The organism is Streptomyces sp. NPDC001351 (assembly GCF_042896045.1).
GTDB lineage: Bacteria > Actinomycetota > Actinomycetes > Streptomycetales > Streptomycetaceae > Streptomyces.
Genome location: NZ_JBIAWS010000007.1, coordinates 393,478 through 407,745, shown reverse-complemented (window position 1 = coordinate 407,745; position 14,268 = coordinate 393,478). Strand labels below are relative to the sequence as shown.

Sequence of the window (14,268 nt, the reverse complement as noted above, 5' to 3'; positions counted from 1 at the left end):
GCGTACTCCCCTGGGTGGAGACGAGGTCCTAGGTCTCAGGGTCTTCCCGGAGGGGACGCCCGGTGTGCCCGGCCTTCTCCGAGCCGTCCTCCCTCGGGATCGGCTGCTCGACCAGGGCCAGCACCCGGTTCGCCATGAAGCGGGCCGTGCGGACCACGGACCCGTTGCGGGTGACTTCGCTCACTTCCACGACACCTCGGCGTACCGCAGTCTCCACCCGGCGGCCCGCTCTGCTGGCCACCACCTCGTAGGTGCGGGTCGTGTCCCCCGCGTCCACGACTATTTCCACGCGATCACCCTTCACGTGTCCAATCCCCCTTCGTCGATGGGTGGTTGAGGTCGCGGGACCGCCGAAGTCCGCCTGCTCAACGGGCCCCTGACCACCCTTCAAGTCTCGCATCCGGCACTGACAATCGATCTGGGCGAGAGGGCGCGGCCTCTGCGCGCGGGCGGCCGTGGAAACGTAAGCTGTGCCACGTCACACGGACCGGGCAGCGGGGATGAACATGGCGATGATGCGCCTGAGGCGCGAGGACCCGCGCGTCGTCGGCTCGTTCAGGCTTCACAGACGCCTCGGCGCGGGCGGGATGGGCGTCGTGTACCTGGGCTCCGACAAGAAGGGGCAGCGGGTCGCACTGAAGGTCATCCGGCCGGATCTGGCGGAGGACCAGGAGTTCCGGTCCCGGTTCGCGCGGGAGGTCTCCGCCGCGCGGCGGATCCGGGGCGGGTGCACGGCTCGGCTCGTCGCCGCCGATCTCGACGCCGAACGGCCCTGGTTCGCCACTCAGTACGTGCCCGGGCCGTCGCTGCACGACAAGGTCGCCGACGGGGGGCCGCTGGGTGCCGCCGATGTCGCGGCGGTGGGAGCCGCCCTGTCCGAGGGGCTCGTCGCCGTGCACGAGGCCGGCGTCGTTCACCGGGATCTCAAGCCGTCGAACATCCTGCTGTCCCCGAAGGGCCCGCGGATCATCGACTTCGGTATCGCCTGGGCGACCGGGGCGTCCACGCTGACGCATGTCGGTACGGCCGTCGGCTCCCCCGGCTTTCTCGCGCCGGAGCAGGTGCGCGGTGCCGCCGTCACCCCGGCCACGGACGTGTTCTCGCTGGGGGCGACCCTGGCGTACGCGTCGATGGGTGACTCGCCCTTCGGGCACGGCAGTTCCGAGGTGATGCTGTACCGGGTCGTGCACGAGGAGGCGCAGCTGCACGGCGTTCCGGACGCGCTGGCTCCGCTCGTACGGGCCTGTCTGGCGAAGGATCCCGAGGAGCGGCCCAGCACGCTTCAGCTCTCGCTGCGGCTCAAGGAGATCGCCGCCCGTGAGGCGCAGGGGCTCGCCGACCCGCGTCCGCCCGCGCCGCGGTCCGGGGAGGCGGACCGGCCCACCGGGCGGCTCGTCGAGACCTATCCGGAGCAGCAGCGCGAGCACCGTCGTCCCCCGGGCCCGCAGGGGGCTCCTCCTTCGCGGGGTGCTTCCGCCGGGTCACGCGGGGTCCCTCCGGTGCGGGGCGGGGCTGCTCCCTCGCGGGGCGGCAACGTCTCCCGCGGTGGCCCCCCGCCGCCCCAGCGTTCCGGGTCCCGGCCCGCTCCGGGGTCGCGGAACACGACCCGCCAGGGCACGGGGGCCCGGCCCGCGCCGCGCAGCGCCACCGGTCGTCCGGCGCCCAGGCCCACGGGGACGGGACGGCGGCCTGCCAATCCGCGGTTGCTGCGGCAGCGGCTGTTCGTGTTCGTCGTCGTGACGCTGCTGGTGGCGCTCGGCATCGCCGCGGCACAGGGGTGCCAGGGGCCGTCGCGGGGACTGGGCGGTGGCGACGGCGTCGTACCGCAGCGGCAACAGCACGTGGAGCCGGGGCGCGCCCACGTGGACTGAGGGGTCAAAGCCCCGGCAGGATCCGTTCGAAGAACTCCCGGTCGCCGTCGAAGAGCGGGGCCAGCGCCAGGAACTCCTCGGGGGTGACCCAGCGGGTCTCGGCGACCTCGACGGGGTCGGGGACGATCTCGCCAGTGGTCGCGTCCGCCGTCCACCAGTGGAGGCGGAAGAGACCGTCGTCGGTGTCCGACTCCCAGACCTTGGCGAGGGGGCGGACGGTGAGGCCGACCTCCTCCCGGACCTCGCGGACCACGGCCTGCTCCTGGGTCTCCCCCGGTTCGACCTTGCCGCTGAGGGGCTGCCAGTAGCCGGGGCGGGGGACGCCCGGGCCGCGGCGGATCGCCAGTACTCGGCCGCTCCGGCGCAGCACCGCGACGATCGCCTCCCGCTTGGGCACCGGACTATCCCGCCGGGCGGCCCGTGGCCACCGCGTAGAAGGCGACCGCGGCCGCCGCGCCCACGTTGAGGGAGTCGACGCCGTGGGACATGGGGATGCGGACCCATTCGTCGGCGGCGACCAGGGCCTGGGTGGACAGGCCGTCGCCCTCGGCGCCGAGCATCAGGGCCACGCGGTCCATCTTGTGCGGGGCGGCCTCGTCGAGGGACCTGGCCTTCTCGTCGGGGGTGAGCGCGAGGAGCGTGAAGCCTGCCTCGCGGACCGACTCCAGGCTCTTGGGCCAGGTGTCGAGTCGGGCGTAGGGGACGGAGAAGACCGCACCCATCGAGACCTTGACGCTGCGGCGGTACAGAGGGTCGGCGCAGTCCGGGGAGAGCAGGACCGCGTCCATGCCGAGGGCGGCCGCCGAGCGGAAGATCGCGCCGATGTTGGTGTGGTCGTTGACGGACTCCATGACGACGACCCGGCGGGTGGTCTGGAGGAGGTCGGCCGCGGTCGGCAGCGGTTTGCGCTGCATGGAGGCGAGCGCGCCGCGGTGCACGTGGTAGCCGGTGACCTGTTCGGCCAGGTCCGGGCTGACCGCGTACACCGGGGCCGGGAGCTCGTCGATGACGTCGCGCATGACGTCGACCCACTTCGCGGACAGCAGCATCGAGCGCATCTCGTACCCGGCGTCCTTCGCCCGGCGGATGACCTTCTCGCCCTCGGCGATGAACAGGCCCTCGGCCGGTTCGCGCTTGCGGCGCAGCTCCACGTCGGTCAGGCCTGTGTAGTCGCGCAGGCGCGGGTCGTCGGGATCCTCAACGGTGATGAGATCGGCCACAGGGTGATACTGCCTTGTCCTGGGTGTGGTGCCAACGGCTGTGTACGAGTTGGGTTACCCGCGGTTACGCGGATGTTCGCGGGCCTACGCCGACGACCTCGCCGATGACGATGACCGCGGGCGGCTTGACCTCCTGCGTACGCACGGTCTCGCCGACCGTCGCCAGGGTGGCGTCGACGCGGCGCTGGGCGGCCGTGGTGCCCTCCTGGACCAGGGCGACGGGGGTGTCGGCCGGCTTGCCGTGAGCGACGAGGGTCTCGGCGATCTGCCCGATCTTGTCGACGCCCATGAGGATCACGAGCGTGCCGGTGAGCTTCGCCAGGGACGCCCAGTCGACCAGGGAGCGCTCGTCGTCGGGGGCGACATGGCCGCTGACCACCGTGAACTCGTGCGCGACGCCCCGGTGGGTGACCGGGATGCCGGCCGCGCCCGGGACGGAGATCGAGCTGGAGATGCCGGGGACGACGGTGCAGGGGATGCCGGCCTCGGCGAGGGCGTTCAGCTCCTCCATGCCCCGGCCGAAGACGTAGGGGTCGCCGCCCTTCAGCCGTACGACCGACTTGCCCTGCTTGGCGTGCTCGATCAGGGCGTTGTTGATGGCCTCCTGGGCCATGAAACGGCCGTACGGGATCTTCGCCGCGTCGATCACCTCGACGTGCGGCGGGAGTTCGGCGAGGAGGTCGCGGGGGCCGAGGCGGTCGGCGATGACGACGTCGGCCTCGGCGAGCAGGCGGCGGCCGCGGACCGTGATGAGGTCCGGGTCGCCGGGACCGCCGCCGACGAGGGCGACGCCTGGGGTGCGGGTGCGGTGGTGCGGCGCCACCAGGGTGCCGTCGCGCAGCCCCTCGACGACCGCGTCGCGGATGGCGGCGGTGTGGCGGGGGTCGCGACCGCGGGCCTCGGTGGTGAGGACGGCGACCGTGACGCCCTCGCTGTGGCCGGTGGCCGGGGTCCAGGCCGTGGCGGCGTCGGCGTCGTCGGAGCGGACGCACCACACGCGGTGGCGTTCCGCCTCGGCGGAGGCCCGGGTGTTCGCTTCCGTGTCGCCGGTGGCGATCAGGGCGTACCAGGCGTCCGCGAGGTCGCCTTCGGCGTACGGGCGCCTGTGCCAGGTGATCTCGCCCGCGTCGGCCATGGCCTCGACGGAGGGGGTCGCCTCGGGGGACACGAGGAGGATGTCCGCGCCTGCCGCGATGAGAGCCGGGAGGCGGCGCTGGGCGACCTGGCCTCCGCCGAGGACGACCACTTTGCGGCCGGTGAGGCGGAGGCCTACGGGGTAGGCGGGGTTTTCGGCCATGAGGGTGCGGCTCCTCTGGGGGCTTGGCGGGGGCCCTGACGTGCAGATTTTAAGGGTCGGGCGGTCTTGGCGGCTCAGGTGTCCGGTGGCTGGGCGTCGTTGCCGGGCGAGGGTGCGTGGGTCGGTGCCCACCCTCCCCCACTCCCGGCTTCGCTCGAGCGGGGGACCCCCATCGCCCTGTGGAACGACTGCCCGCCGACCCACGGGCAAGAGGGCTCGGAAGGGATCCCCCCGAGCCCTCTCACTCCTGTCCTACTTTTCGGTTACCCCTGCGGAGTCGAAGGTCGCCACCTCGTGCATGGCCCGCGCCGTGCTCTGAACGAGCGGGAGGGCCAGGAGGGCACCCGTGCCCTCGCCGAGGCGGAGGTCGAGGTCGACCAGGGGGCGCAGGCCCAGCTTGTTCAGCGCCGCCACGTGGCCCGGCTCGGCGCTGCGGTGGCCGGCGATGCAGGCCGCGAGGACCTCGGGGGCGATCGCGCGGGCGACCAGGGCCGCGGCGCCGGCGCTGACGCCGTCCAGGATCACCGGGGTACGCAGGGACGCGCCGCCCAGCAGGAGGCCCACCATCGCCGCGTGTTCGAAGCCGCCGATCGCGGCGAGGACCCCGATGGGGTCGGCCGGGTCCGGCTGGTGGACCTCGATGGCGCGGCGGACGACCTCGGTCTTGCGGGCCAGGGTCTCGTCGTTGATGCCGGTGCCGCGGCCCGTCACCTCGGCCGGGTCGGTGTCCGTGAAGACGGAGATGAGCGCGGCGGACGCCGTGGTGTTGGCGATGCCCATCTCGCCCGTCAGCAGCGCCTTGTTGCCGGCCGCCACCAGGTCGCGGGCCGTCTCGATGCCGACCTCGATGGCCTGCTTGGCCTCCTCGCGGGTCATCGCGGGGCCGGTCGTCATGTCGGAGGTGCCCGCGCGGACCTTGCGGGGCAGCAGGCCAGGGGTGGCGGGCAGGTCGGCCGCGACGCCGACGTCCACCACGCACACCTCGGCGCCGACCTGGCCGGCGAAGGCGTTGCAGACCGCGCCGCCGCCGAGGAAGTTGGCCACCATCTGGGCGGTGACCTCCTGCGGCCACGGAGTGACGCCCTGGGCGTGCACGCCGTGGTCGCCGGCGAAGATCGCGACGGCTGCGGGCTCCGGAATCGGCGGCGGGCACTGCCGGGACAGGCCGGACAGCTGGGCCGAGATGATCTCCAGCATGCCGAGCGCACCGGCCGGCTTGGTCATGCGCTTCTGCCGCTCCCAGGCCTCGCCGAGCGCCTTGGCGTCCAGCGGGCGGATCTGCGCGACGGTCTCGGCGAGCAGGTCGTGCGGCTCCTCGCCGGGCAGCGCGCGACGGCCGTACGTCTCCTCGTGCACGACCCACGACAGCGGGCGGCGCTTGGACCAGCCGGCCTGCACCAGCTCGGGCTCGTCCGGGAACTCGTCGACGTACCCGACGCACAGGTAGGCGATGACTTCGAGGTGCTCGGGCAGGCCGAGGGCGCGGACCATCTCGCGCTCGTCGAAGAAGCTGACCCAGCCGACACCGAGGCCCTCGGCGCGGGCGGCGAGCCAGAGGTTCTCGACAGCGAGCGCGGCGGAGTACGGCGCCATCTGGGGCTGCGTGTGGCGGCCGAGCGTGTGACGGCCGCCGCGGGTCGGGTCGGCGGTGACGACGATGTTCACCGGGGTGTCGAGGATGGCCTCGATCTTCAGTTCCTTGAACTGCTTCGCCCGGCCCTTGGGCAGCGACTTCGCGTACGCGTCGCGCTGGCGCATGGCCAGTTCGTGCATGCTGCGCCGGGTGTCGGCGGAGCGGATGACGACGAAGTCCCACGGCTGCGAGTGGCCGACGGACGGGGCCGTGTGCGCGGCCTCCAGGACGCGGAGCAGCACCTCGTGCGGGATGGGGTCGCTGCGGAAGCCGTTGCGGATGTCGCGGCGGTCGCGCATGACCTTCATGACCGCCTCGCGCTCCGCGTCGTCGTACGCGGGCGCGGCCGGGCCGGTGGACTGTCGTACTTCTTCCACTGCGGCCGTGCTCTCTTCTTCCTGGTCGGCGGCCCTGGTGTCCAGGTCCTCCGCGTGCTGTACGAGGTCGGGGTCGGCCTCCCGCGGGGCGGGGACCTTGACGATCGGCTCCGGCGCCTGCGCTGCCTCCGGCGGGAGGGTGAGTGCGTGCGGCGGGGTCGGCGCGAGATGCGGGGTGGTCGGCACGGAGCCGTCCACGAGGACGAACTGGCCGAGGGACGCGTCCGGTTGCGGGTCCGCGGGCTCCGCGGCGAGCGGCTGGGGGGTGTCCGTGGCGGGGCCCGGACCGGCCGGGTCCGCAGCCTCGTCGGCCGGGAGTGCGGGTGGGGCCTCGGCGGAGACCACGGCCGGCTCGGGCGCGAGGGGCTCCGCGGGGTGTGCCTGGTCCGTCGGGGAACCCGCGTCGGCCGGTTCGGCGATGGCAGCGGCCTCGGGCCGCACTTCGGCCTCCGGCGCGGGCGTCGGAGCGTGCGGCGCCGCCTGGGCGGGACTGCTCTGGTGCTCCGCCGCCACGAGGTGGGGTGAGGGCTCGGCGGGGGCGGGGGTCGCGTCTCCGCCCGGTGCCACGGGCTGCGCGGGGTGCGCCGCGTCCGGGGCTGCCGGGAAGGAGGTGGCTACGGCGCCCTCCGCGGCCCCGGGCGCGGGCGCCTCGGCGGTCTGCGCGGGCTCGACGGCGATGGCCCGGGCGGGTTCGGCGGCGACGGCCTGAGCCGGTTCGAGGACGATGGGCCGGGGCGCCGCCGGGTCGGCGGTGTGGGCGGCGTGGCCGGCATCCGGCGCCACGGTCTCGGGTGCCTGTGCGGCCTCGGGGGCGACTGCCTCAGGCGCCTGTTCGGTGTGCGGTGCGGCCGTCTCAGGGTGTTGTGCGGCTTCCGGTGCGATCGTCTCGGGGAGCTGACCGGCCTCGGCGGCCACTGCCTCCGGGAACGGCGCGGCCTCGTGGGCGACCGCCTCGGCGAACTGCCCGGCCCCTGCCGCGACCGCCTGCTCGCCCTCGGGGGCGACCGCCTGCGTGACCTGCGGTGCTTCGGGCGCCACGGCCGTGGCGGGCTGCTCGCTGCCGGCCGCGGCGGCCTCGGTGACGCCTGCGCCCCCCGGCGTCAGAGCCTCGGCGACCGGTGACGCAACCGGGTCGATGATCGGTGCGCCGGCTGACGCAGGCCCTTCGGCGAGCGGACCAGCCCCAGGCGTAACGCCATCGGGTGCACCTTCGACCATCGGCGCCCCTTCCGGCGCGTGGGTCGCCTCCGGGACCTGGCCGGCCTCCGGAGCATGCGCCGCTCCGGGCGTCGGCACGGCCTCGGGCGCAGGACCGGAAGCGGGTACGGCCTCCCCACCAGGCACGGCTGCATCGGGGTGCCCGCCTTCGGGGGCGACTCCGGCGCCGGGCGTCCGCGCGGCCTCCGGTGCGGAACCGACCGGTTCCTGCTGCCCGGCGCCCGAAGCCACCGGGGGAACCGCGCCCGGCTCCACGTCTTCCGTGGCTTCCGCAGGAGCCGCCTGCACGCCGTCCGTGGCGAACTCGCCCGGAACCCCGTGCCCGCTCTCCGAGGCGGCGAACCCGCCGGGAACGGCATGCCCGTCCCCGGCAACCGGTCCACCGGCAGCCACCGGCGCGCCCGCAGCGGCCCCGGCGGCGTGCCCGCCCTCCACGGCGGACACCCCCACGGGAACGTGCCCGCCTTCCGGGACGTGGGCCACGCCGACGTCACCGTTCCGCGCCGCCGGAGCGGTCTCCGTGGCGATGTGGGCCATGACGGGCTGCGCGGCACCCACCGGCTCCGGGCTCGGTTCGGCCGCCGGAACAACCGTTTCCGCAGCCGGTGCCTCGGCGTTCACCGGTGCCCCCGCCTGCACCGCGGCCTGCGCCTGGGCGCCCCACGGGACCGCGCCCTGCGGGGGCATCTCGTGCAGCTGGGGGGCTTCGAAGTACTCGGGGCCGGTGGCCGGCGTGGCGGGCTGGCGTACCGGTGCGCCCGCGGGGCCGCGGTCGGCGAGGGAGCGGACCGGGCTCGCCGAGGTGTCCGGGATCGGCGGGCCGAGGTGCAGCGGGCGACGCGGCGCCACCGGCGCCGGGGCGGGAGGGTTGGGGAGACGGACGCCGCCGAGGTCGACCGAGCCGCTGTCGCGGCCCGCCGTCTCGTGCGGGCCCGGCTCGTGGACGGCCTCGACGACCGGCTCGGGCGCGGGCGGGGCGACCTCGTTGCCCCACGGGCTCTGGGCCCCCGGCAGCAGCAACAGGTCTTCGTCCTCGGCGGTGGTCTCGGAGAGGTAGGTGTACGCACCGTGCGCGTGGACGCCCGGCTGTTCCACCATGCCTGCGCTCTCCGGCAGCCCCTCGCCCGGGACCTGGCCGGTGTCGGTCATGCGTACCCCTCGCCCATCGGTTAGTGCTTCCACGTACAGCCCACCGGGAGCGGCGCACCGACCGCCCCCGCAGTGAAGAACGAGCGTGCCTGCCCAGCGGCACGAACGACCCGCCCGTAAAAGGCGACAAAGCCATTCAGTGGCATTGTCCCGGCCGTTCCTCCGTCACGACAGGTTGATCCGTGACGACCCGCTGTGGACTGCGCCACGTTGCGCGTCCTCCGGTTCCGGCGTACCGCACCCACCCCAAAAGGGGTGCGTTTTCCGGACATTGACGAACGAAGCGCCGGGCCACCTGGTGCGGTACAACGGTCGGCCAGCCTACCGCGAGCGGTACGACTACAGGATCACCGGGACGGCAGAAACCAGGATCACTGGGACGGCGCCAGAGTCACGATGCGCGCCCCGGGAGTACTCCGCTGAGCAGGAACGCGACGCTCCGCTCCGTCTCCGTCCAGGCCCTGGTGTCGAGTTCGACGGACTGGATCAGGGCGCACTCGACCTGGTAGCCGTGCTCGGTGAGGTCCCGGCCGACGAGTTCGGCCGCGTCGCGGGTGGCGGCGTGGGTGACGATGCGCTGCGGGCGGCGGTCGGCGACCGCGGAGACCACGGCCGCTCCCCCGCCGCCGACGCGGACGACGTCCGGCTCGGGGAGGTTCTCCAGGACGTGCGGGGCCGTTCCCTGCACGATCTGCAGCTGGACGCCGAAGTGCCGGGCGGCGGCGTCGGTGCGGGCGCAGGCGTCCAGCGCACGGTCGACGGCGATGACGGCGGCTCCGGCGCGTGCGGCCTCGGTGGCGAAGGCGCCGCTGCCGCAGCCGATGTCCCAGACGAGGTCCCCTACGCGCGGGCCGAGCCGGGCGAGTTGGGCGGCGCGCAGCAGATCCGTCTCGCCCTCGCCGAGCGGGCCGTCGTAGGCCTCGGCGGGCTGGGTCCAGCCGCGCGGACCGGCTCCCGGGTCGCGTCCGGCGAGCCAGCCACCGCCCTCACCGGGGACGCCCGGTCCGGCGGGTCCGCCGATGACGATGACGACGTTCGGGTCGCGCCAGGTGTGGTCGGGGGCCTTGTCGGAGGTGACCACGGTGACCTGTTCGCGTTCGGTGCCGAGTTCCTCGCAGATGACGAAGGTGCGGTGGACGCCTTCGAGGAGGAGGCCGAGTTCGGCGGGGCCCGCACCGGGTGAGGTGAGGACGGCGACCTTGGTGTGGGCGCGGCACACATTCACTGCGCGTCGCAGCGTGCGGCGGTGTGCGACGACCACTTGGGCGTCGTCCCAGGGCATACCGGCGCGGGCGAAGGCCGCGGCCACCGAGGAGACGGCGGGGACGACCTCGACCTCGAGGCCGAACTCGGGTGCACGCAGGGTTCGTACGACGCCGAAGAATCCGGGGTCGCCGTCGGCCAGTACGACAGCGGTGCCGCGGTGGCCGGCGATGCGGCGGGCGGCGAGGGAGACGCTGCCGAGGCGGATGCGCTCGGCGGTGGGCGGCACTTCGGGGAGTGCCAGGTGGTGGGCGGCACCGGCCACCAGCGTGGCGGCGCCCAGGGCGGAGCGGGCCGCGGCGGTCAGGGGCGAGCCGTCCCAGCCGATCACCGTGACACGGTCGGCCATCGTCGTCGGTCTCCAGGGGTTTTACGCAGGTCGGGCTCCGTGAGGGTACCTGGTGTCAGGTGTGGGCTCTCGAGCCCCCACGGTTCAGTTCCAGTCGGTGAAGGTCGTGAAACCGCCGGTGTCGGCCAGTTCCTCGCCCGCGCCGTCGAGGTCCTCCGGCAGCAGGCTCCACACGATGAAGTCGGTGCGTACATCGCTCCAGGTGCCGTCCTCGGCGCGGACGTGGGCTATGCAGGCGTTGCGCAGGACGCCCTCGCTGATACAGCCGATCTTCTGGGCGACCTGCTGGGAGGCGGTGTTGTCGGCGGCGGTACGCAGCTCGATGCGCTCCAACTTCTGGTCGCTGAAGAGCCATTGGGCGGTGGCGAGGGCGGCCTCCGAGGCGTAGCCCTCGCCGCGCGCCCACGGGGCGACGATGTACGACAGCTCGGTGGACCGCACATGCCAGTTGGTCTTGGCGAGCTGGACGATGCCGACCAGACGCTGGGTGAGGAACTCGGTGACGGCGAGATCGAGTCCGCGGCCCGCGGCCCGCTCGGTCGGCGCGTACTCGGTGATCCAGGTGCGAGCCTGGTCCTCGGTGAAGGGCTGCGGGACGTCGGTCCAGGCGCCGACCTGCTCGTCGTTCATCATCTCGGCAAGCCCGTTCACGTCGTCCTCGTCGAGGGGCCGCAGCACCAACCGCTCCGTGCTGATGGAGATGTTGGGGAAGGTGCTAGTCATGCGCCGCTCCGTAACCTTCGGAAAACCTTCAGGGGCTGCTGAACTGCCCAGCATGCAGCATGTCGGCACGGAACCGCACCACGGGGCCCACACCAGGTGAGCGAGTGGACCCCGTGCGTGGCGATACGCCGTATACGTGCCGTCAGGAGAAGGTTCAGAAGGACGGGATGACCGAGCCCTGGTACTTGTCCTCGATGAACTTCTTCACCTCGGGCGAGGTGAGCAGCTTGGCGAGCTTCTTCACCCGCGGGTCCTTCTCGTTGCCCTTCTTCACCGCGAGGAAGTTGCCGTAGGGGCTGTTCTTCGCGGACTCCAGGACGAGGGCCTCCTTGGCGGGCTTGATGCCCGCGGAGATGGCGTAGTTGCCGTTGACGACCGCGGCGTCCACGTCGTCCAGGGAGCGCGCGGTCTGGGCCGCCTCGACCTCCTTGAACTTGAGGTTCTTCGGGTTCTTGGCGATGTCCTGCGGGGTCGCTTCGCTGCCGGCGCCGGCCTTGAGCGTGATGAGGCCGTTCGCGGCGAGCAGCTTGAGGGCGCGGGCCTCGTTCACGGCGTCGTTCGGGACGGCGACGGTGGCGCCGCTCTTGAGCGCGTCGGCCTTCTTGACCTTGTGGGAGTAGAGGCCGAGCGGCTCCAGATGCACGGTGACGACGGGCACGATGTGGGTGCCGCGCTTCTTGTTGAAGTCGTCGAGGTACGGCTGGTTCTGGAAGTAGTTGGCGTCCACCGAGCCGTCCTCGGTCGCGGTGTTCGGGACGATGTAGTCCTGGAACTCCTTGACCTGCAGGTCGAGTCCGGCCTTCTTCGCCAGGTTCTTCTTGACGAAGTCCAGGATCTCGGCGTGCGGGGTCGGGCTCGCGGCGACGATCAGCGGTCCGCTGTAGTCGGAGGAGCTGGAGGTGGAGTCGGTGCCCGAGCCGCAGGCGGTGAGCCCGAAGGTGAGGGCTCCGGCGGCGAGGACAGCGGTGGTGAGCTTTGCGGTGTTACGCACGAAAAGTGCCTTTCCTGATGGGTGCAGCGACCCCGCGATGGGTGTGCGGGGAGTCTGTGAGGGGGTTATGCGACCTTGCCGACGTCGGCCGTCGCGGGCTCCTTGGGCCGCAGCAGGCGGAGCCTGGGTGCCGCTCCGGAGTGCCCGCCGCGCCGGTGCAGGGAGCGGGCCGCGTAGTCGCCGGCGAACTGGATGACCGAGATCACGACGGCCAGGATCGCCACGGTGATCCACATGAGTTCGGTCTCGAAGCGCTGGTAGCCGTAGCGGATGGCGATGTCGCCGAGGCCGCCGGCGCCGACCGTGCCGGCCATCGCGGAGTAGCCGATGAGGGCGACGACCGTGGTGGTCGTGCCGGCGATCAGCGAGGGCAGCGACTCGGGGACGAGGACCTTGCGGACGACGGTCCAGGTGTTGCCGCCCATCGACTGCACGGCCTCGACCAGCCCGCCGTCCACTTCGCGGACAGCCGTCTCGACGAGGCGCGCGAAGAACGGGATCGCCCCGATGGCGAGCGGCACGATGGCTGCCTCGCGGCCGATGGTCGTGCCGGTGATCCAGCGGGTGAAGGTCATCAGGGCGACCATGAGGATGATGAAGGGCATCGAGCGGGCGACGTTCACGATCTGCCCGATGACCTTGTGGGCGAGGACGTTCTGCAGCAGTCCGCCCCGGTCCGTGAGGACGAGCAGAATGCCGAGCGGGAGTCCGCCGACGACGGCGATCAGCGTGGACCAGCCGACCATGTAGAAGGTGTCCCAACACGCCTGCGACAGCAGCGGCTGCATCTCGGACCAGGTCACAGCTGGGCACCTTCCTTCAGCAGTACGGGCTCCTGGCCCAACACCTCGATCTGCAGGCCCTGTTCGCGCAGGAAGCCGATCGGCACGACGTTGTCCTCGTAGCGGCCGGGCAGTTCGATGCGCATCCGGCCGACCTGGAGTCCGCCGACGGTGTCGATGGCGGCGCCCAGGATCGAGATGTCGATGTTGTAGGTGCGTGAGAGCTGCGAGATGACGGGCTGGGTGGCGGCCTCGCCCTGGAAGGTGACGTCGACGACGGTGCGGTCCTCGCCGGTGGCCTCGCCGTCCACCGGGAAGAGGGCGGAGGCCAGCTCGGAGCCTGGTGTGGCGAGCAGCTCGCTCACCGTTCCGGACTCGACGATGCGGCCCTTGTCCATCAGGGCGGCCGAGTCGCAGATCGACTTCACGACGTCCATCTCGTGGGTGATGAGCAGGACGGTCAGGCCCAGCTGCCGGTTCAGGTCGCGCAGCAGCTGGAGGATGGAGCGGGTGGTCTCCGGGTCGAGGGCGCTGGTCGCCTCGTCGGAGAGCAGCACCTTCGGGTCGCCGGCCAGGGCGCGGGCGATGCCGACGCGCTGCTTCTGGCCACCGGAGAGCTGGGCGGGATATGCCTTCGCCTTGTCCGCGAGGCCGACCAGGTCGAGCAGTTCGAGTGCCTTGCGGGAGCGCTCCTTGCCGGACCTGCCGAGGATCTCCAGCGGCAGCTCGACATTGTCCTGGACCGTCCGCGTGGACAGCAGGTTGAAGTGCTGGAAGACCATGCCGATACGGCTGCGCGCCCGGCGGAGCTCCTTGCCGGCGCGGGGGCCGCGCCCCGCGAGGGCGGTGAGGTCCTGCCCGGCGACGGTCACCGTCCCGGCGGTGGGCCTCTCCAGCAGGTTGACGCAGCGGATGAGGGAGGACTTGCCGGCGCCGGACTGGCCGATGACGCCGTACACCTCGCCTTCGCGGACGTGCAGGTCGACGCCGTCCAGGGCGGTGACCTCACGGCCGCGTGAGCGGTAGACCTTGGTCAGGCCTGAAGTCGTGATCACTGGGGTTCCGTCACTGTCGAGTACGCGGGCGTGGGTGTGCCCTGGTACGGAAGGGAAAGTCATGCGCGGGCGGCTCGGTTCACGTACGGCGTTCATGGCGTACGGACATGCCGCAGCGGCTCTCGCTTCGGGGCGCGAGGCTCAGGGGTGGTGCAGGGGCCCTCTAGAAGGCGCGCATTCGACACATACAACGAGCACCGGGCGTCATGGTCGCCTCGGTCGCAAGGGTGCGGCAGCTCGTCGTGGTCATGCGATCAGTAAAGCAGACGTATCGGAGCGACCAAGAACCCGCTGTCCACATGGTGGACAGTCGTGGACGGGTACCGGCCGCGGACGGGCC

General features: G+C 72.5%; 11 protein-coding genes. 1 reads left to right on the top strand and 10 read right to left on the bottom strand.

Annotated features, from left to right (window positions below; all coding sequences use genetic code 11):
- Positions 1-28: 28 nt before the first annotated feature.
- The gene (locus tag ACFY1U_RS27135; RefSeq protein ID WP_344405710.1) at positions 29-304 is read right to left on the bottom strand and encodes a hypothetical protein; all 276 of its coding nucleotides are present in this window, start codon (positions 302-304) and stop codon (positions 29-31) included.
- Between the two features lie 196 nt (positions 305-500).
- Here ACFY1U_RS27135 and ACFY1U_RS27130 point away from each other — a divergent pair, with 196 nt between their 5' ends.
- Positions 501-1,871, top strand: a complete 1,371-nt coding sequence (locus ACFY1U_RS27130; RefSeq protein WP_390696869.1) for a protein kinase — start codon at positions 501-503, stop codon at positions 1,869-1,871.
- 4 nt (positions 1,872-1,875) lie between these two features.
- Here ACFY1U_RS27130 and ACFY1U_RS27125 read toward each other — a convergent pair whose 3' ends face one another.
- From ACFY1U_RS27125 to ACFY1U_RS27085, 9 genes are all read right to left on the bottom strand, one after another.
- Positions 1,876-2,268: an NUDIX domain-containing protein gene (locus tag ACFY1U_RS27125; RefSeq protein WP_390696729.1), complete on the bottom strand. Its 393-nt coding sequence runs from the start codon at positions 2,266-2,268 to the stop codon at positions 1,876-1,878.
- A 4-nt stretch (positions 2,269-2,272) separates the two neighbouring features.
- Positions 2,273-3,091: a TrmH family RNA methyltransferase gene (locus ACFY1U_RS27120; RefSeq protein ID WP_390696728.1), complete on the bottom strand. Its 819-nt coding sequence runs from the start codon at positions 3,089-3,091 to the stop codon at positions 2,273-2,275.
- Between the two features lie 64 nt (positions 3,092-3,155).
- Positions 3,156-4,388: a uroporphyrinogen-III C-methyltransferase gene (gene cobA, locus ACFY1U_RS27115; RefSeq protein WP_390696727.1), complete on the bottom strand. Its 1,233-nt coding sequence runs from the start codon at positions 4,386-4,388 to the stop codon at positions 3,156-3,158.
- Positions 4,389-4,640: 252 nt separating this feature from the next.
- Positions 4,641-8,765 (bottom strand): nicotinate-nucleotide--dimethylbenzimidazole phosphoribosyltransferase, encoded by a 4,125-nt coding sequence (gene cobT, locus ACFY1U_RS27110; RefSeq protein ID WP_390696726.1) that lies wholly within the window; start codon positions 8,763-8,765, stop codon positions 4,641-4,643.
- 391 nt (positions 8,766-9,156) lie between these two features.
- Positions 9,157-10,377, bottom strand: a complete 1,221-nt coding sequence (cbiE, locus tag ACFY1U_RS27105; RefSeq protein ID WP_390696725.1) for a precorrin-6y C5,15-methyltransferase (decarboxylating) subunit CbiE — start codon at positions 10,375-10,377, stop codon at positions 9,157-9,159.
- Positions 10,378-10,461: 84 nt separating this feature from the next.
- Positions 10,462-11,100, bottom strand: coding sequence for a GNAT family N-acetyltransferase (locus ACFY1U_RS27100; protein WP_390696724.1), 639 nt, complete (start codon positions 11,098-11,100; stop codon positions 10,462-10,464).
- Positions 11,101-11,254: 154 nt separating this feature from the next.
- A complete protein-coding gene (locus tag ACFY1U_RS27095) occupies positions 11,255-12,091 on the bottom strand; it encodes a MetQ/NlpA family ABC transporter substrate-binding protein (RefSeq protein ID WP_390696723.1) in 837 nt (278 codons plus the stop codon).
- 65 nt (positions 12,092-12,156) lie between these two features.
- Positions 12,157-12,894 carry a methionine ABC transporter permease gene (locus tag ACFY1U_RS27090; RefSeq protein ID WP_390696722.1) on the bottom strand — a complete coding sequence of 246 codons (738 nt, stop codon included), beginning with the start codon at positions 12,892-12,894 and terminating at the stop codon, positions 12,157-12,159.
- Positions 12,891-13,928: a methionine ABC transporter ATP-binding protein gene (locus ACFY1U_RS27085; protein WP_390696721.1), complete on the bottom strand. Its 1,038-nt coding sequence runs from the start codon at positions 13,926-13,928 to the stop codon at positions 12,891-12,893. Before ACFY1U_RS27085 ends, ACFY1U_RS27090 begins: the two co-directional genes overlap by 4 nt.
- Positions 13,929-14,268 lie beyond the last annotated feature (340 nt).